The sequence below is a fragment of the Aquicella siphonis genome, assembly GCF_902459485.1.
Classification (GTDB): Bacteria; Pseudomonadota; Gammaproteobacteria; order DSM-16500; family DSM-16500; genus Aquicella; species Aquicella siphonis.
The window spans coordinates 272,393-290,928 of record NZ_LR699120.1; the positions used below are offsets into that span (position 1 = coordinate 272,393).

Genomic DNA, 18,536 nt, shown 5'->3' on the forward strand with positions numbered 1-18,536 from the left:
CCACTGCATTGACGCAGTCAAAACAAGCAATTCTTCAGCATCTGTTTGAATTCAAACCCAGGACTCAAGTCAGGCATGGATACACCGAGTGTGTTATTAGCGATAGGTGCATGAATTGCAGCCTTCGCGGCAGAGCTCAAGATTTCCCCTGGGACAAACTGGCTGGCAATCGGTTTCATTACGCGCATGTAAATGACATCCTTCATTTTTTGTCAACGCATAAATGCTAGCAATAATCGACATTGAATTCTATCAAAAATATGATTTTCACCTGGAATATTGCCACTATATCCGCTTAATAATCATAGTTTAAATATCAGATATATCAGAGGCGCTATGATTGAATATATTTTGATATTCATGCTGTTTCATGCATATATATTAAACTTGCCGCATCATTGCAATAAACATATATGCCTGAAAAAAACTGTATTGCAAAACACCCAGTTCACACGCTTCTGGAAAATTCTACCCACTATGCGATACCATCAAGACTTGCAGATATGCGCCACAGGGAAAAATCACTTGAATCATGAAAACAATCATCTAAAACTGGTGCGCCTGGGAATTGAAGCGCGCAATGAATTTATCATCTACATGCATGCGGATTGCTTTGTCTGCAAATCTGAAGGGTTCGAAGCATCATCCAGAATCCTGGTCACATTAGGCAGCAAATCCATCATCGCCACGCTGGATATTGTGCATACAGACATCATCCATCCCTGCGAAGCCAGCCTGTCTGAAAGTGCCTGGGATCATCTGGGCGCAGAAGAAGGCAACCTGGTCAGTCTCTCTCATGTCAAACCCACCACATCTCTTAAACACGTACGCGCCAAAATTCATGGCAATGAACTCAAAGCCGAACAATTCGATGAAATCATCCGTGACATTGTACTTGGCCGCTATTCCAATATTCAGATCGCGAGCTTTATCACTGCCTGTGCAACAGATGAATTAAACATTAATGAAATTGTTTACCTGACTCAGGCTATGATCAAAGTCGGCGAGCAACTGCACTGGGATCATCATTCCTGCGTCATGGACAAACACAGTGTGGGTGGAATTCCCGGGAACAGAACCACGCCGATTGTCGTTGCCATTGTCGCGGAATCTGGCTTGATTATTCCAAAAACTTCTTCACGCTCCATCACCTCGCCGGCTGGCACAGCGGATACCGTTGAAACCATGACCACCGTAGATTTGAGTATCGCCAAAATGCAACAGGTGGTTGCCCAGGAAGGCGGCTGTTTGGTATGGGGAGGAGCCATTGGATTAAGTCCGGCAGACGACATCATTATTCGTGTGGAACGGTCACTGGATCTTGATCCAACCGGGCAAATGATCGCTTCGGTTCTCTCAAAAAAAGCGGCTGTAGGCACGACTCACGTGGTGATAGATATTCCTGTAGGCGCCACTGCCAAGATTCGTTCCGATCAAGAATTTGATAAACTCAGGGAATATTTTGAATTGGTTGGCCGTGCTGTGGGCCTGGAACTGCGCGCCATGAAAACCGACGGCACACAGCCTTTAGGCAAAGGCATCGGGCCCGCACTGGAAGCCGTTGACATCCTGGCAGTCCTGAATAACAAAAGTGATGCTCCCCCGGATTTGAAGGAAAAAGCCATCCTGTTTGCCGGCGCCATATTAGAACTGGGGGGAAAAGCGCCGCAAGGACAAGGTCAGGCAATGGCACGCGCGGTCCTGGAAAGCGGGGCAGCATATAAAAAATTCATGGCTATCTGCGAGGCACAGGGCGGATTCAAGCAACCGCCAGTAGCGGCTTATACGCATGCGATTGTCGCCGGACATGCAGGCACGGTTGTGGCAATCGATAACCGCAATCTTGCCATGGTGGCGAAACTTGCCGGCGCGCCGCATGATCCGGCGGCCGGGATCGAATTCTTTGCGCGAAGAGGCAAACGGGTTGACAAAGGTCAGCTCCTCTACCGCATACATGCAGAAACAAAAGGAGCGCTGCATTATTCTCTGCAATACGCACGCCAAATTCCGAATATTGTGAAAATCAGCCGGGATGATGAATAAGATGGAAAATGCCATTCTTTTTTCGATGCCCGATCAAACACAATTTGCACGCATGGTGGCCGAGAAATCCACGATTGCACTAGGATATACCGAACAAAGAAAATTCCCGGATGGCGAATCATACATTCGTATCATCTCCGACGTGACCAATAAAACAGCCATCATTGTTTGCTCACTTAATGATCCCAACGATAAATTGCTGCCTCTCATGTTCATGGCTCAAACTCTTAGGGAACTGGGCGCAAAAAAGATATGTCTTGCACTTCCCTATCTGCCATACATGAGACAAGACAAGCGCTTTCATCCCGGCGAAGCCATTACGTCCATCTTGTTTGCCCGATTTGTCTCTAAATGGGCTGACGCGTTAGTCACTATTGACCCGCATCTGCATCGATTCCATAGTCTGAATGAAATTTACTCAGTAAGGCCGGCTCATGTCTTGCATGCAACCAAGGAAATAGCCCGGTGGATCAGACAAAATGCGGCATCACCATTTCTCATCGGACCCGATGAAGAAAGCAGACAATGGGTTGCAGAGATAGCACATCAGGCGAACGCCCCTTTCATTATATGCGAAAAAGCCAGACTTGGAGATACGACAGTCACCGTCTCGCTCCCTGAGTTGCCTGATCTGAATACCGTTCCAATTCTGATTGATGATATTATCTCTTCCGGCGCGAGCATGCTGGCGACTCTTCGTCAGCTCATTGAAAAGGGATTTAAGCAGCCTGTCTGCATAGGAGTGCATGCGCTTTTTAATTCCACCACCGAGCAGAATCTGCGTCTGGCCGGCGCAAGCAAGATTATTACTTGCAACACCATCACTCACGCAACAAATGAAATTGATATCACCGGACTGATTGCAACCGGCATCATGCAGTTGCTTTAGCAACAAAAACCAGAATAAATGTAAAGAAGCTCTGCTTATATATTGATATCTTGTGTGACAATCTGAATTTCATTCTGCTCTAGACGAGCAACAATCAAGGTATATTCAGGGATTTCCACCCAAGTGGTCGTGTCCTGTGTAAGAGGCTCCGACGCAATAATAAGACTGGATTTCGATTTGCTTCCTTTCATCTTGTATTCGTTATCATAAAACCCATAGCTGTCGCCGTACGTATACCATAATGAGTGATAGGTAAAATGAGCAGACGGCACTCCGTCAAGAGGCCACCACCCATAATCCATGACAAACCGGGTAGCAGCGATAAAGTCACCGTTGGTAATAAACAGGTTTACAGGAGAGTTGATCGAAATATTATTTTTGTTGCGCACTTTCTGTAAGATTCTTAGAGTGTCCAGGATAGCCTTTATAATGTCCTGAGTATCATATTTCGCGGCCAGACTCGGCAATTGCGACAAGAAGATAGAGTAAATCCATTCGCTGTCGGTTGTACCATGGATATGACGCACAATTTCAGGATTGATATATTCAAGTAAATCGTATTTCATTTTATCGAAATCATAGAGAGACCCGTTATGCGCCAATGCCACATTCGTGCCGCGAAATACAAACGGATGGACATTTTGCGTGGAAACAACCTGTTTGTCAGTATATGAGACGCCGCGCAAATGCGCGAGCAGACAGTGCGGTGTAATCTTAGATGCGAGATTATGCAGATTTTCATCATAAAAAGGCAGTAAATGTGTTTTATAAAGATAGGGAAATTTTGGTTCATGCGAAATGCCATCCCAGGCAGCAATGCCAAAACCTGCCAGATTGAGCAGATATGACATGTATTTAGGATGATAACTTTGCTTGATAAATGAATTATCAGGTTTATACAGTAATTCCTCTATAACGATAGGCTTGCCTAAGTAGGATAATATCCTGCACATGGGATCACCTGTTATAATCTTCAATGTTTAACCTGATATCCAGCTTGTCGACGGATTTTTCAAGCGCCAACAAGGATTTGCATATCAAATCAAATAACTTATACCAGAGTGTGGTTTGCGCATTCTTAAAATGCAGCATGGCATCGTCGGAAATTCTGAGTAAAACAGCAGATTCGCAAGTGGTAAAAGTAATCACAAAGGATGTAATGTTATCTATGCAGGATATGCTGGCAAACAAAGTTCCTGGTCCAATAACGGATAGCTTTGCTATCTTGTTTTCATGCATGACGCTGGATTGAACCGCGCCCTGAATGACAATATAGCACGACGCATTTTTTTCACCTTTCCTGATGATGGTGCAATTTTTCGGTGCCTTAAGGGCAGCGACATGGTTAAAAAGCTCATCCAGTTCGCCCTGACTGAACAGTTTGAATATTTCTGATTTTTTGATCGCATCAATATTGACCTCGGTCAATTTCATCGGTGTTTCAGCCGGCCTGGTCAATGAATGCATGATTTCACCAAATACAGACCTTTTTGTCATATCCGCGCTAGACATAGAATCCGTGACTTTGTCATGCACTTTCTTGAGTCGTTCACAGGCCTGCTTGGCAATCGCGTTGAGCAGTTTGTATTTCATGCCCGGATAATATGTAGTTAACATATTCATATAGACATCATCAATGTACACACACTTGACGGAAGAGTTGGCAATAATGGAGGTTGAACATGGCGTGCCTTCAATGTAACTGACATCACCTAGAAAACTTCCCGGGCCCAGACTTTCAAGATTGGTAGTCCCCGCTCCCAGCAGCTTGGCTGTGGAAATGACTTCGCCATCGATAATAAGAAATATACCCCTTGATTCCCTGCCTTGCTGCAAGATCACTTGCCCGGTTGAAAAAGTGATGATTTTGCTGTGAGATGCCATCATCTCCAGATCGCTGGAATCCAGATATTTCGCCAGTTCACTATGACGCGATAATCGCTCGTATTCCGAATCCAACATGAATGCTTCCCTGTTTAATATTGCGATCACCCTGCAATGATCAGATGATTCGTTTGAATCTATCCAGGCGCTTTCATTCATCTTATTTTATTATACAACAACATCTTGAATATGTGGAAATTTCACGTTACCTGAACAACCCGTTGCCGGATTGCCGGCACTTGACGAAGGACAAGTACTCTGATTGAAATGGCACTAATAATAATCAAGCGCCTAGGACGAGAGATGCGTTTTGCCTGTACAAGGCCAGCTATTTTTGCTCCATGATCCAGACGCCATTCCAATCCTGGACTGGAGGATTCTTTCTTAACTTTCTGCATCGCTCCAAATAAACAACAGACGGTTTGTCATCAGGATGTAATTTTAGCGCAGATTCGAAACAGTCAATTGCCTTGTTCCAATCGCCGCGGTTATAATACTCAATGCCATTATTAAAATGACCCAACACCTCAATCTGATTGGGAAAGGTTTCAGAATCATAAAAGTCGATTACTTCATATATCTGAACAGGCCTGCCTTTTCCTTTGACAATAACCTTGTCAATTTGTCTTGTCCGGTACGTTGCCTTGAGCTTTTTGTATGTGAATTCACTGATTAGCAGCTGTGCGCCGTATTGTTTGCAAAGGCCTTCTATCCTCGATGCCAAATTGACTCCGTCACCTATCACAGTGAAATCCATACGCTTTTCTGAACCTATGTTGCCTGACACCACTTTGTCCGTGTTGATTCCTATCCCATGATTAATGGTAATCAAATTGTTTTTTGACCGTTTCTTGTTGAATTTCTGCAATGCCTTCATCATGGCAATAGCTGTTCTCACCGCCCGGTCAGGATCATCTTCGTGCGGGAACGGCGTACCATAGACAGCCATGATTGCGTCACCTATGAATTTATCCAGCATTCCGCCTTCATTATGTATGCAATCCACCATTAGAGTGAAATAATCGTTGAGCAGCTTGACTGTCTGCTCCGCACCCAGTGATTCAGAAATCGTCGTGAAATTTCTTATGTCCGAGAATAAAATTGTTGCGACCGTACTCGTGCCGCCTAATGAAAATTCACTCGATTTTAGCAGCTGGTCCGCCAAATCCGGGCTCATATACCGCGACATGGTCGATTTCATTCTTTTTTCAGAACTGATATCCTCTATCATGATCATGATACCCAGGCGCTGCTGTTTGATACTCAACAACGGCATAATCGTGATGTTCGCCACGACCGTCTTGTTTCTGAAACTAATTTCAGCATCAAGCATCACTTCTTGCTGAACCTGATCAGTCGAACGGTTCAATTGCATTATTTTTTCGGACAAAAGGTTGTTAGGACCGCTAAATAATATCGTTGCATCCTTGTTAAGAATGTCCGAAAGCGAGCTTATCTCCAGAATTCTCATTCCCGCCTTGTTACAAGTCACGATATTATTGTTTTCATTGATTGTCAAAACACCGTTTGACATGCTTTCGAGTATGCTTTCGTTGTAATTCTTTATATTTTGCACATCGTCGAATAATTTTGCGTTCTCAATCGCCATGGATATCTGAGTATTGATCGCGACAAGCTGTGATTCATCATCTTCATTAAACTCGCCATGTTTTTTATTCAACACCTGAGTGACGCCAATTACATGACCAGCCTTGTTTTTGACTGGCGCGGTCAGAATTGATCTGGTAAAAAACCCTGTCATTTTGTCAAATGAAGGGTTAAACCTCAAATCCGCGTAAGCATGCGGGATATTAATGATTTCTCCTGTTGTAAACACTGCGCCCGCGATACCGAGATGATTGGGAAATCGAATCTCCTTCTTTTCAAGACCTATGCTGGCCTCGGTATATAATTCATTTGATTTGGAGTCATTAATAAACAATGTGGAACGCTCGGCATCCAGCGCCTTAGTGATGGTTGCAATGATTTTTTCCAAGAGTGAAGACAACTGAATTTCAGCAGAGACACGCGACATGGCTTCCAGAAACTCCAGCTCCTTTTTATGCGCCGCCTCAATGTGTTCAATGGTAAGTTTGCTCTGGATTGCCAAGGCAGCCTGCTCGGTCAACGCCTTAACAAGCTGTATATCAGTTTCGGTAAATTCATCGCCTATCTTGTTGAGCATTTGTGTCACGCCAATCAATTCGTTATTTACGCTTTTTAGCGGCACACATAATACGCTTTTTGTCCTGAATCCGGTGATCTGGTCTATTACCCGATTGTATCTTTCATCTTTATAAGCATCCTTGACGCAAACAGCTTCGTTATGTGTGTATGACCAGCCAACCAGCCCGCTCGTGTTCAACACCCTGATTTCGTGGTGCAAGTCTCCCTGTGCAATGAAGGAATACAACTCGCCTGTCTTTTCATCATTTAAAAAGACTGATCCGCGCTCACAGCCAATCACGCATGTTGTTACATTTACCAGTGTTGTCAACGCTTCTTTTAAAGTTGACGTTTTAGCCACATCTCTATATATCTGGGACAGCAGACGGTAATAACTTTTTGATTTCAAGTTTTTCACGACCATTTCATTTTGCATTGGCTTGCTCCACTATCGCCCTAAGCTCACGAATGGTATTTTGAAGCTGGCTTATTTCCTGATTATATTTTGAAGCCTGTGCCTGAATATTTTTTTCATGTTCATAATGTATTGTTTCAAGCTTGTCTCTCAAGGAAAATATAGTAATCTGCAGCTGGCTAATTTCGCTATTTTTGACTGCTGTCATTTCTTCCAGATTCTTCAGATTTTCAAATTTTGACTTTTCCAGCTCCTGTCTCAGTTCCAGGATGTTCATTTGCAATTGCATGATCTGGCTATTATAGACTGACACATCTTTCTGAAAGCTCTTCCTCATCTCCGCATGAATTGTTTCCAGCTTATTTCTCAGGGACAGTATGGTTTCCTTTAATTGTCGATTATCTTGTTCCGGATTTGATGTTGTCATTCAATATTTCCTCATCGACATCGAGGCAAAATGATTCGTACATTTCGCTTTAAAGACTTATATTAAGTTTAGCATAGGCAGAGTGTCCTTGTTTCTATCCAAATATTCTTATTAAAACATAAACTTAATTCACTTCATTCCCTTCGCCGGTCAATCCTTCTCCTAATGAAAGTCATGGCATGGCGCCACAATTTCGTATACATTCCCTCAAATCCAAGCCGCGCATGACAGACATGGGAGCGTCAATAATGCATTCAAGGGATATCTGTATACTGGTCAATCCGTACGCCGCGAACGCGCGAGCACTGCGTCTTCTGCCCAGGGTCGAGCAAGCCATGCGATCGATTCCGCTCAACTACAGATTAGTGATCCCTTCCGATGTGCAACAGGCAAAACAGGCCGCACGCCACGCAGCCGGCGCAGGCGAATGCGTCGCTGTATTCGGAGGAGACGGGACGATACGTATCGTCGCTCAGGAGCTGGCGCAATGTAACGGCATTCTTGCAGTGCTCCCTGCGGGGCGTGGAAACGACTTTGCCCGCATGCTGAATTATCCGCTGAATCCAGTGGCCGCGTGCCAGGTCCTTGCTGCCGGCAAAGAATCAGCTATTGACATGGGCATAGTCAATCGTCTTCCTTTTCTGACCATTTGCAGCTTGGGCCTGGATGCAGCGGTTAGCGATCTCGCGAACCGCATACACTTTATAAACGGACCCGCAGTTTATCTTATAGCCGGTTTGTGCGTATTGCCCAGGTGGAAACCCATGCAGTTTGAAGTCAATATAGATGGGCATGAATTTGTACATCATGGCCATTCCATTGCCGTCGCAAATTCACAGTATTACGGCGGCGGCATGAAACTGGCGCCCAATGCGTCAGTCATGGACGGCATGCTTGATGTCGTTCTTATTGGCATGGTTTCCCGATTCAGGCTGCTGCTTAATCTGCCGCGGTTATATAAAGGCACGCATATTTTAGAAGAAGGCGTCAAGATTATCCGCGGGCGACATATCCGGATACGCACGCTCAATGAATCACAGATTTTTGCTGATGGCGACGCGCTTGGTTATTCACCAGCGAACATATCCGTTCGTCCTGGCGCCCTGCGCGTATTATTGCCAGTGATATCATAATTGCGCCAGCTTTCAGGCTGAATTGCGTCTGGGTCAATGATATTGAGAGTGGATGTCAGGCGCCAAGTTGTGCTTTGACAACAGGTGCCTTTTCAACAGGAACCAGCAATGTTGCGTTTTCCGATTTAGGGGTTGAACCGTGTGTGTAGTCAGGATTCAAACGGTTTAATGTTTCTATATTCACTCCCGCTGTTCTCGCCACTTTATCCAGGCTAACAGGTTTAGCCACCTTGACTTCCTCGAAATAAGGTTTGTTGGATACCGGCGGCAGTTCAACACCGTATTTTTTCGGATCTTTCACAATTGCAGCGACTGCCAGCAATCTCGGAACATAGTATTTTGTTTCCTTGGGCAGAGGCAAACTCCAGAAACTGTCGGTGCCGGCGCGACGAACGGCGGATTTTACTCTTTCCTGTCCACAATTATACGCGGCAATCGCCAGATACCAATTTCCATTAAAATATTGACCCAGGTCATTAAAATATGCCAGCGCAGCTTTAGTTGAAGCTATCACGTTGCGGCGGCCATCATACCCGGATTTGACTTTCACGCCTAATTCATGCGCAGTCTGCGACATTAATTGCCACAGACCTGTCGCGCCCTTATTTGAACGATCATTGGGATTGTATTCGCTTTCTATGACGGGAATCAGCGCAAGCTCAGCCGGCAAACCCCGCGCTTCTGTCTGCTCATGGATAAAATAAATATAGGGAACAGATGCTTTGAGAATATTATAAAGCCTGACGGGATCCGCAATCATCTTGCGGATTTCAGCCTGCACTTGCGCTGATTGTGTGCGCGAATCCAGCCGGAATTCACTTCTCATGGTGTTCCAGATAGAGTCACTCGCGTCATCACCGGCAGCCTCACCATAATAGTTCGGAACCAGATTGATCACTTCGGTTTCTTCACCATACCAGGTAATCAACAGAGTACAACTCAATACGGCAAGAAATATAAATTTAGACAAGTTGATAATTAATTGCATCGTGACATTCTACAATAATTTCAATCGCGGAAAAACTTTTTTTGCGCCTATTTGGACTTGTATTTTTTAAATTGTTTATTATTTAAATAATTATGTGCCTCATTCAGGCCAAAATCCGCAGTAAAATTAGCCTGAAAATATCCTTTTATGCACAGATTTTCCTGTTGTTAAGCTGGCATTAATATGCGCTTCATGATTTTAAAATCGCGCAAATTCATTTTATTTTATCAGCCTTATCTGGACAGACAGCATGAATTCATATGCAATTGCAGCATGGCGAATAATGATTCCGAGGCAGGCATACCCGGTATTTGCAGGCTCGATACGCGGTTGATTCCACAACCATTCCATATAAAAAATAAAAAGGCAGGATTGATCGAAGGCCCGAGAATGATAAGTGGATGTCTCAGTGGCGCTTAAGGCTTCCTCAATGAAAAGCCCAACCACTGTTAGACTATCAAGAGGCATGCACACCGCACCATCTTTCTGACTTCCTCGGACTTTGCTTGTAGGGCTTCGATCAATGCCTGCCGAATATCATTATACTTGGCAACAAGCAGATTTCCAGTGTCTGCCGCGATAAATTATAACTATCATGATTAGTCATGCCTGCGACCCATGCATTGATTTCTGTACGCGTCAGATTGCATTTCTAACAAGCGCGAACGCGTACGCGAGTATTCAGATAGCAGACTGCCATGTTTATAGATTTCATCCGGCTCACCGGCTGCGGAACAGATGAGACAAACATGATGATCATAAAAAATATCTATCATCTTGATGAAAAGTGTGATTTGGTTTCTTGCTTCAGGCGCGATCAACGGAATATCGGAGATCATGATTGTAGAGTAGTGCCGCACAATATCCAGATAATCATTCTGACTTCTGGGAGGGGTGCAGATTGCACGATAATCAAACCAGATAACGGAATGCGAACGTGCAATCACAGGAATAGCGCGGTCATGTATGATCACCGCCTCTTGTGTCACAGATTCATGACGGGCCAGCCTGGCAAATATTCTTTCCATGTTTACGACGGCATGACGGTCATGCGGGATATAAAACAAATCCGCTCTTTTAATGGACCTCATTCTGTAATCCATCACCGCGGGAATATGCACAACATGGGTATGTTGTTTTATAAGAGAGATGGCGGGCAAAAATGACTTGCGCTGCAATCCATTTTTATATAGATCATCAGGCATGGTGTTTGACGTTGCCACCAGACAGACGCGCCTTGAAAACAGTAATTTCAACAGCCGCCCTAGTAACATGGCATCAGCGATATCTGTCACGATAAACTCATCAAAACAAAGCAATGATGTGTTTTTCGCTAAATCATCTGCGATGTAGGATAAGGGATCCTTTTTTCCCTGATACTTTTTTAATTCGTGATGAATAAGCTGCATGAATTGATGAAAATGCATGCGTTTTTTATCGTGATAAGGAATGCAATGATAAAAGCAGTCCATCATAAAGGTTTTTCCTACGCCCACTCCCCCCCAGAGATACAAACCTTTTACCAGTCTTGATTTGCGTATGATAGAAGAAATCCGCGACTGTTTCTTGTGTTCTGAAACAATATCCAGATAAACCAGCTGTAAATCATTCATCACTTCAAGCTGATGCTGGTCTTCTAGAATCAAACCTTTGCTGCACAGATCACGGTAATAATCGAGAGGCGTCATTTTCTGCATTTATCAATATCATGGCATGCATAATGTCATTGAATGCCGGCCGACAACAGAACCAGCGCCGATAATGTATCAGCAGGCTCTCCTTTAATCAAGAACCCCCGGAAGGGAAGAGCCTTGTTTCAATACAGGCATTGCCCGACGCGAGCACAGAGCGCTTACATCACATCCCCGCAGCCGTATCAGGCAGTCAGTACGATGCCGCTTGCCTCCCCTGCTGCTGCACCCGAATTGGCGAATTCCTTGATTAGCTGCTGCTCAGGCAAGGGCTTGCTCAAAAAATAGCCTTGCGCCATATCGCATCCATGATCTGACAACCATTGCAACTGCTCAGACGATTCCACACCTTCCGCCACCACCTTGAGACCAAGATTGTGAGCCAGCGCGATCACCGCGGCAGCGATGGCATTGTCACTGTGATTGAAAGGTATACCGTGAATGAATTCTTTATCAATTTTAAGAATGCTGACAGGAAGTTTGTTGAGATAACCAATGGAGGTATATCCTGTCCCAAAATCATCAATTGATATGGCAACATTCATATTCTGGATTTCCAGTAGCCTGGCCGCCGTCCCATCAATATTTTCCATGATGGCACTTTCGGTGATTTCAAGCTCCAGATATTTCGCATCCAATTTTGCTTCATCCAGCGCGCGCATAACCCGTTCAGCAAAGTCATGCTGGTGAAACTGTCTGGCTGACAGGTTCACAGCGACACGCACTGGTTCGAACCCAAGCATTTGCCATGAGCGGCAGGCACGGCATGCTTCATGCAAAACCCATTCGCCAATTTGCAGAACCAGTCCCGTTTCCTCGGCAAGCGGAATAAATCTGGAAGGACTGATGACGCCTAATTCAGGATGGTTCCAACGTATCAAGGCTTCCACTCCCGCCATCGCGCCGGAAGACACATGATATTTTGGCTGGTAGTACAAGATAAATTCCTTGTTCTCCAGAGCCTTTCTTATTGCATATTCCATTTGTACTTTTTCATTTGCCAGCGAGGTCATGTCCCTGGTGAAATAGCTGTAGCCGTGACCGCCCGCATACTTGCATTCATACATTGCCAGGTCCGCATTACGCTGCAGAATTTCCAGTGAATCGCCATCATCCGGGAAAATGCTGATCCCCATGCTCGCTGACAAATAAAATTCATGATTCTCAACCGTGATAGGCTGTGAAAATACTTTTATTATATTTTCTGCGCAAGTATCCGTCATTTTGCGGCCAGTCACCGCTCTTAACAGTATGATGAATTCGTCTCCTCCAAGACGCGCCAGTAAATCGTCCTCTTTCAATACTGCCTTCATACGCTTAGCTACTTCATTCAAAACACGATCGCCCACTTGATGGCCAAAGGCATCATTAATGTTTTTAAACCGGTCCAGATCAATAAACAACACCGCAAATTTTCCGTTTTCCTGCGCTGCTATACTGATTTCATGATCTAGGAGCTGGTTGAAGTAAATCCGATTAGGCAGCGAAGTCAGGCTGTCATAATGAGCAAGGCGGGCGAGATGTTCCCTGTGAACCAGCAGCTCATTTTCCATGGATAAACGCTCATGAATTTCAGCCCTGAGTTTTTCATTGGCAAGCTGCAATTCCTGTGTTCGTTCCAGAACCCGGCATTCCAAAGCCTCCTGTGAAGCTTGAATCACACCCATCATCTTATTAATTTGCCTGGCGACAGAGGATAATTCGTCATTTCCAGACGCCCATACGCGTTTGTCAAAACGGTTATTTGCACTGATATCTGCGACACCGCGATCCAGGTTTTCCAGCCGCCTAATGACCAGGAGTCGGATGAATATCATCAGAATAAGTGAAGCCAATATCCCAAATGCCACAAAAATGGCAAGAAAATAATATGTCGTTTTCTGCCCACTCATGTAAATACCGCGCGGGGCTGTCATGCGTATCAGCGCCAGAGGGCGGCCATTGAAATCACGCAGAATAACATACCCTTGTAAGGTTTTATCATCCGTGATTTTAATGAAATGATTATCCGCCAGGCCGGCAATTGCATTTTTGAGCATCACGGGATCAGCATAACCAGCATTCGTGTCTACAGGCAGTAATTCCAGATCAAGCTGCGTCATTTTCCGCATGGTTTGCATCATCTTGTCAGACAAAAATCGTCCTGCTATCAATTTACCAATCGGTGTTGTAGTGATTTTACCGTCTGTCACATCGTTGACAGCAAGCATCATGATGCCCTCCGGCAGAGAAATATAACTGCTCAAAAGGGTATTTTTCGTATCATTATCAAGCAAAAAACTACCGGGATATAGATATTCTTCCAGACCTGCCGGATAGGGGATGAACCGCTCATTACGTGAGTCAATGGCCGCTCCCGCCAACAGCTTGCCGTGTTTATCCCAATAAGTCAGGAAATCGATGTCAGAAGCAATAAATGTGGCCAGATTGAAGTTGTTGCGAACAAACGCCGCGTTCTTCCCTTGCATAAACGCATAAACTTCACCCCAATGTGACCAGTCAAAAGTAAAAGTCCGCAGGGAATTGTGTAATTGATCCAGAGACTGATCAATGCGCGCGAGATCACGATTTGCCTTTTCCTGTTCAAGCACTAAGTAGCTGTCAAGCATATACAGACGAGACCCGGCGTACGCCGCGATCAAAAACATCAACCATACCAAGGCAATACCCAGCAATACCTTATTATTCAATTTCATTACATTCTCCGGAGTTATGTCCCGAGTCTCATCAAAGTATTCAATGACATGGTAACATGGTTTTATACCAAGACGCCTTTTCGGAGGCTTGTAATGCAAGGACTGTTCAATATATGCTATTTGACGAACCAGCCAAGACAATGAATGAATGTTAATCGCGCCCGCGGCAGCGATTCGTGGCCTTGCGAAGCCGGCTGCAAGACGCGGGTTTGCCAAGGCTGGAAAGGATTTTTGTCTTAAGGATTTCAAATCATCTCTCACACTTTTTACAGCTTATGAGGACATGTCTTGAACAAACGAATGATAAAAATTATCCTTTCTTTCTGTGTTCTTGCCGCTTCCCTATTCGTTTTCATGGCTTGCAAAGGCAAGGGAGCTGTCAAAAATGAATTCGCTCCCTCGGAGGCACACACTCTCCTTGAACAAACCTTAAAAAACGCGCATGTACCGGAATATCAGTATCAGGTCATCACTACCTCCCCTCATGACAAAACCAGTTTTACCGAGGGTTTTCTGATCGATGGCGGCTATCTTTATGAGAGTACCGGATTATATAAAAAATCCAAATTAAGAAAAATAGAGATGATGACAGGGAAAGTCCTGCAGGAATACACGCTTCCGCCTCAATATTTCGCGGAGGGAATCGCGGTCATCGGCGACCTGGTGTATCAGCTTACCTATAAGGAAAGAACCGGATTTGTTTATAATAAAAATACGTTTTCCATCCAGAACACCTTTCATTATCAGACGGACGGGTGGGGATTAACCAATGATGATCAGCAACTTATCATGAGCAATGGTAGTTCTACCTTATTCTTCATTGATCCTAAATCCTTTAAGACAATGCGTACGCTTACCGTCGCTGCGCAAAATTACAAAATCAGCTCCCTGAATGAACTTGAATATGTTAATGGCAGTATTTACGCCAATGTCTTGCCTACAGATATCATCATCATGATCTCGCCTCAGACAGGCCAAGTAACCGGCTGGATCAATATTAAACAGCTTTACACACACAGAAATTGCCCGCCTGTCGTATCAGACTGCATCGCAAATGGAATTGCGTATAATCAAAGCGATGATACACTGTTAGTGACCGGTAAAAACTGGCCATTCATCTACACTATCAAAATCGAAAAGAAAAACCCTGCAAACCAGTCTGTCACGCAGTAAAGTAACCACTCGGCTTTCAAACTTGTCCAGCACGACACTCTCCCGCCCTGTGTAGTCAAGTCGCTCTTGCCACCATGGTTGCAGCTGCCTGGTCCGTAGGCATGATAATTACTTCGCTGATATTCACATGCGGAGGACGGCTCGCGCAATAGTACACCGTGTCAGCTATATCCTCCGCTGACAAGGCATCCATTCCTTCATAAACCGCTGAAGCACGCTGGCTGTCTCCCTTGAAGCGGACGAGACTGAAGTTTGTTTCCACCGCGCCAGGATCAATCGTGGTGACACGAATTTTTTTGCCGAACAAGTCCATGCGCAGACCTTGCGTCAAGGCGTTAACAGCAAATTTTGTAGCGCAATAGACAGCGCCTTTTGGATAGACCGTATGGCCGGCAATAGAACCAATATTAATAATATGCCCCGCATTTCTCTCGACCATGCCCTGCAATATTCCTCTCGTGACATACAACAGTCCTTTGACGTTAGTGTCGATCATGTCTTCCCAGTCTTGAATATCGCCTTCCTGAAGCGTATCCAGTCCCGCCGCCAGTCCGGCATTATTTAACAAAATATCCACCTGCCGCCACTCTGAAGGCAGGCCGGCTAAAGCCTTTTTCACCTCATCCGCGCAGCGGACATCCAGCTGGAAGGTATGGATCTCTGCATCAAATTGCGCACGCAACTCGGACGCCAGTTCATTTAGTACATCAAGCCGCCGCGCACAGAGTAAAAGCCCCGCCCCTTCTCTGGCAAACCGTCTGGCGCAGGCAGCGCCTATCCCGCTGGAAGCACCTGTAATAAAAACTACTTTGTCTTTCATCATGCGCATCTCTCCAATTGTTATTGGACTGACATCAAAGCCCTGTCGCTCTTCTACCATATCATCCGGCCAATATTCAATTCTGTTAAATTATTATTGCAGCGAATCCTGCTAATCTTGCCTGTCCTGTCTTGCGTACAGCCTCGAGCATCACCGTCTTGTCTGCTCATTGACAACAGCGCGAGGCAATCAAATAATATATTGCCTACATTAAACTTGAATAGGAGAAAAGTATGGCCAAATCAAAAGAAAGCAAGAAAGAAGAGAAAAAAAAGCCCACTAAGACGCTGAAGGAAAAACGTGCCGCTAAAAAGGAAAAACGAGGCAAATAACTCATATCAGACCACCGGATAACGCATTTATTTATTGTTCAGGATGACGCATCTTATCCAGTGAGAGATCCAGCAAGGCATTTTGCTCATTGAGGTTTTGCAAGAAATCCTGCCAGTACCTCGGTGTGTTAAACCAAGGGAAATTGAGAGGAAACGCTGGGTCTTCCCAGCGTTTTGCAAGCCACCCCACGTAATGAATCATCCGCAGAGTCCGCAGCGGTTCAATCAGGTGAAGTTCACGCGGATTATAGTCATAAAACTCACAATACCCGTCAAGAATCCTGTCCAGTTGTACTTCAACCTGTTCCGCGCTGCCCGACAACAGCATCCAGATATCCTGTATCGCAGGACCCGTCAGACAGTCATCCAGATCAACGATATGCGGGCCTTTGTCATTCCATAGCACATTTCCCGCATGGCAGTCACCATGCAGACGCAAAGTTGAAAAACATCCGGCTTCATCAAAACACTGTGCCGTCTTGGCCAGCAATTGATCCAGCACAAGACAAAAATTATGTCTGAGCTCGAAAGGAATAAACTGATTATCCACCAGAAACCGGTAGGGAGCATGGCCATAAGTCTCCACATTCAACTCCATGCGGTGCTGAAACGGCCGGCAAGCGCCTACCGCATGCAAACGCCCGATGAAGCGTCCCATCCATTCCAGATGCTCGAGATTATCCAGCTCCAATGAGCGCCCCGATTGCCTTGGAAACAGGGCAAAACGAAAACCCTGGTACCGATGCAGCGTCTCTCCAGTTCCGCACTCCAAAGGAGCCACCACGGGAATATCGCATGCCGCCAATTCGATAGCGAATTGATGCTCTTCTATGATTGCAGCATCACTCCAGCGAAAAGGCCGATAAAATTTGACAATAAGAGGCGCACGATCTTCGATGCCGACCTGGTAAACACGGTTTTCATAACTGTTTAATGCGAATAAACTGCCTGAACAGCGATAATCCAGGCTTTCGATCGCGTCCATGATCAAACTGGGATCCAGGTTGGTATAAGGTGTATTGGTATTATTCAAAATTAGGATACAGCACATCATGCTAAGCGGCCCGCCAAGACATGGCAGGCCTGCTTACAAGTTTCAGGTAGCTGATGCGTCACGCACCAGCGACTGTGTCAATCGCAGAAACTGTCGGGATTATTCAACGACAGTAACATTCTCTGCTTGTGGACCTTTTTGTCCTTGAGCAACAGTAAATTCTACCCGTTGTCCTTCGCTTAAGGAACGGTAGCCATCACTATTGATAGCACGAAAATGCACAAACACGTCCGGGCCATTTTCACGTTGAATAAAACCAAAACCTTTATCATTGTTGAACCACTTAACGGTTCCTCTTTCACGAGCTGACATATAAATTAACCTTTAGTTTAAATTGATGTAATACCTCAAAAACCATCCCTTTTTAATTTCATGATGAATTAAATCAGAATACGCTATGAGATATGATGTAATTTAACACAAAGTTTAAGCTTAGTCTGTAAATATCATATCAGGGGACACAATGGATCAGTCAGGTTGCTATGTATATATTTTGCTCTGTGAAAATGGAGCTTATTATACCGGCTACACAACCAACCTCGCGCGGCGGCTGAAAGAACATGCCGCCGGTACGCTTAAATGCAAATTTACTCGTAGTTTCAAACCCTTACGCATTGTTCAATGCTGGCGAATCGCTGCGGGCAAATCTGGCGCCATGCAGGTTGAACGCCATATCAAGACGCTGAGCCGGCAGGAAAAACAAAATTTGATCGCATTTCCAGAAATGCTTACACATCAGTTTCCATGCTGCCATCCGGCAGAACTGATGTCGGGCGGCAAAGCACCATCCAGCCTGTTTTAATTGTTTCGCGCATTCTCCATCAG

15 protein-coding genes are annotated in these 18,536 nt (G+C 45.0%); 5 read left to right on the forward strand and 10 right to left on the reverse strand.

Features of this window, described 5'->3' with window-relative positions; genetic code table 11:
• Positions 1 to 477: 477 nt before the first annotated feature.
• Both AQULUS_RS12350 and AQULUS_RS12355 read left to right on the forward strand, forming a co-directional pair.
• Positions 478 to 2,043 carry a thymidine phosphorylase family protein gene (locus AQULUS_RS12350; protein WP_148340573.1) on the forward strand — a complete coding sequence of 522 codons (1,566 nt, stop codon included), beginning with the start codon at positions 478 to 480 and terminating at the stop codon, positions 2,041 to 2,043.
• Position 2,044: 1 nt separating this feature from the next.
• Positions 2,045 to 2,932, forward strand: coding sequence for a ribose-phosphate diphosphokinase (locus AQULUS_RS12355; RefSeq protein ID WP_148340574.1), 888 nt, complete (start codon positions 2,045 to 2,047; stop codon positions 2,930 to 2,932).
• Positions 2,933 to 2,967: 35 nt separating this feature from the next.
• Here the strand turns inward: AQULUS_RS12355 and AQULUS_RS12360 are convergent, their stop codons facing one another.
• The 4 genes from AQULUS_RS12360 to AQULUS_RS12375 form a co-directional block, all read right to left on the reverse strand.
• Positions 2,968 to 3,885 carry a class II glutamine amidotransferase gene (locus AQULUS_RS12360; RefSeq protein WP_148340575.1) on the reverse strand — a complete coding sequence of 306 codons (918 nt, stop codon included), beginning with the start codon at positions 3,883 to 3,885 and terminating at the stop codon, positions 2,968 to 2,970.
• 4 nt (positions 3,886 to 3,889) lie between these two features.
• Positions 3,890 to 4,894: a Crp/Fnr family transcriptional regulator gene (locus tag AQULUS_RS12365; protein ID WP_172622882.1), complete on the reverse strand. Its 1,005-nt coding sequence runs from the start codon at positions 4,892 to 4,894 to the stop codon at positions 3,890 to 3,892.
• Between the two features lie 250 nt (positions 4,895 to 5,144).
• The gene (locus AQULUS_RS12370; protein WP_148340577.1) at positions 5,145 to 7,418 is read right to left on the reverse strand and encodes a GAF domain-containing protein; all 2,274 of its coding nucleotides are present in this window, start codon (positions 7,416 to 7,418) and stop codon (positions 5,145 to 5,147) included.
• Positions 7,408 to 7,824 carry a hypothetical protein gene (locus AQULUS_RS12375; RefSeq protein ID WP_148340578.1) on the reverse strand — a complete coding sequence of 139 codons (417 nt, stop codon included), beginning with the start codon at positions 7,822 to 7,824 and terminating at the stop codon, positions 7,408 to 7,410. The genes AQULUS_RS12370 and AQULUS_RS12375 overlap by 11 nt, the downstream gene beginning before the upstream one ends.
• Positions 7,825 to 8,003: 179 nt before the next feature.
• On the opposite strand from AQULUS_RS12375, the gene AQULUS_RS12380 reads away from it, so the two are divergent.
• A complete protein-coding gene (locus AQULUS_RS12380; RefSeq protein ID WP_148340579.1) occupies positions 8,004 to 8,957 on the forward strand; it encodes a diacylglycerol/lipid kinase family protein in 954 nt (317 codons plus the stop codon).
• 55 nt (positions 8,958 to 9,012) lie between these two features.
• Here AQULUS_RS12380 and AQULUS_RS12385 read toward each other — a convergent pair whose 3' ends face one another.
• The 3 genes from AQULUS_RS12385 to AQULUS_RS12395 all read right to left on the reverse strand — a co-directional run bounded on the left by AQULUS_RS12385 (position 9,013) and on the right by AQULUS_RS12395 (position 14,332).
• The gene (locus AQULUS_RS12385; protein ID WP_148340580.1) at positions 9,013 to 9,945 is read right to left on the reverse strand and encodes a transglycosylase SLT domain-containing protein; all 933 of its coding nucleotides are present in this window, start codon (positions 9,943 to 9,945) and stop codon (positions 9,013 to 9,015) included.
• A 599-nt stretch (positions 9,946 to 10,544) separates the two neighbouring features.
• Positions 10,545 to 11,642 (reverse strand): cell division protein ZapE, encoded by a 1,098-nt coding sequence (gene zapE / locus AQULUS_RS12390; protein ID WP_148340581.1) that lies wholly within the window; start codon positions 11,640 to 11,642, stop codon positions 10,545 to 10,547.
• A gap of 179 nt (positions 11,643 to 11,821) precedes the next feature.
• A complete protein-coding gene (locus AQULUS_RS12395) occupies positions 11,822 to 14,332 on the reverse strand; it encodes a bifunctional diguanylate cyclase/phosphodiesterase (RefSeq protein WP_148340582.1) in 2,511 nt (836 codons plus the stop codon).
• A gap of 288 nt (positions 14,333 to 14,620) precedes the next feature.
• On the opposite strand from AQULUS_RS12395, the gene AQULUS_RS12400 reads away from it, so the two are divergent.
• On the forward strand, positions 14,621 to 15,505 hold the full coding sequence (locus AQULUS_RS12400) for a glutaminyl-peptide cyclotransferase (protein WP_148340583.1): 885 nt from the start codon (positions 14,621 to 14,623) through the stop codon (positions 15,503 to 15,505).
• Between the two features lie 55 nt (positions 15,506 to 15,560).
• Here AQULUS_RS12400 and AQULUS_RS12405 read toward each other — a convergent pair whose 3' ends face one another.
• The 3 genes from AQULUS_RS12405 to AQULUS_RS12415 form a co-directional block, all read right to left on the reverse strand.
• Positions 15,561 to 16,334: an SDR family oxidoreductase gene (locus AQULUS_RS12405; RefSeq protein ID WP_148340812.1), complete on the reverse strand. Its 774-nt coding sequence runs from the start codon at positions 16,332 to 16,334 to the stop codon at positions 15,561 to 15,563.
• Positions 16,335 to 16,688: 354 nt separating this feature from the next.
• Positions 16,689 to 17,690, reverse strand: a complete 1,002-nt coding sequence (locus tag AQULUS_RS12410) for a serine/threonine protein kinase (protein WP_148340584.1) — start codon at positions 17,688 to 17,690, stop codon at positions 16,689 to 16,691.
• A 120-nt stretch (positions 17,691 to 17,810) separates the two neighbouring features.
• Positions 17,811 to 18,023: a cold-shock protein gene (locus tag AQULUS_RS12415; protein ID WP_148340585.1), complete on the reverse strand. Its 213-nt coding sequence runs from the start codon at positions 18,021 to 18,023 to the stop codon at positions 17,811 to 17,813.
• A 151-nt stretch (positions 18,024 to 18,174) separates the two neighbouring features.
• Here AQULUS_RS12415 and AQULUS_RS12420 point away from each other — a divergent pair, with 151 nt between their 5' ends.
• Positions 18,175 to 18,513, forward strand: coding sequence for a GIY-YIG nuclease family protein (locus AQULUS_RS12420; protein ID WP_148340586.1), 339 nt, complete (start codon positions 18,175 to 18,177; stop codon positions 18,511 to 18,513).
• The last annotated feature ends 23 nt before the right edge of the window (positions 18,514 to 18,536 follow it).

Coding starts and splice junctions, on each gene's coding strand:
- AQULUS_RS12350 (WP_148340573.1), top strand. CDS start 478: ATGCGATACCATCAAGACTTGCAGATATGCGCCACAGGGAAAAATCAC.
- AQULUS_RS12355 (WP_148340574.1), top strand. CDS start 2,045: ATGGAAAATGCCATTCTTTTTTCGATGCCCGATCAAACACAATTTGCA.
- AQULUS_RS12360 (WP_148340575.1), bottom strand. CDS start 3,885: ATGTGCAGGATATTATCCTACTTAGGCAAGCCTATCGTTATAGAGGAA.
- AQULUS_RS12365 (WP_172622882.1), bottom strand. CDS start 4,894: ATGTTGGATTCGGAATACGAGCGATTATCGCGTCATAGTGAACTGGCG.
- AQULUS_RS12370 (WP_148340577.1), bottom strand. CDS start 7,418: ATGCAAAATGAAATGGTCGTGAAAAACTTGAAATCAAAAAGTTATTAC.
- AQULUS_RS12375 (WP_148340578.1), bottom strand. CDS start 7,824: ATGACAACATCAAATCCGGAACAAGATAATCGACAATTAAAGGAAACC.
- AQULUS_RS12380 (WP_148340579.1), top strand. CDS start 8,004: ATGGCGCCACAATTTCGTATACATTCCCTCAAATCCAAGCCGCGCATG.
- AQULUS_RS12385 (WP_148340580.1), bottom strand. CDS start 9,945: ATGCAATTAATTATCAACTTGTCTAAATTTATATTTCTTGCCGTATTG.
- zapE (WP_148340581.1), bottom strand. CDS start 11,642: ATGCAGAAAATGACGCCTCTCGATTATTACCGTGATCTGTGCAGCAAA.
- AQULUS_RS12395 (WP_148340582.1), bottom strand. CDS start 14,332: ATGAAATTGAATAATAAGGTATTGCTGGGTATTGCCTTGGTATGGTTG.
- AQULUS_RS12405 (WP_148340812.1), bottom strand. CDS start 16,334: ATGCGCATGATGAAAGACAAAGTAGTTTTTATTACAGGTGCTTCCAGC.
- AQULUS_RS12415 (WP_148340585.1), bottom strand. CDS start 18,023: ATGTCAGCTCGTGAAAGAGGAACCGTTAAGTGGTTCAACAATGATAAA.
- AQULUS_RS12420 (WP_148340586.1), top strand. CDS start 18,175: ATGGATCAGTCAGGTTGCTATGTATATATTTTGCTCTGTGAAAATGGA.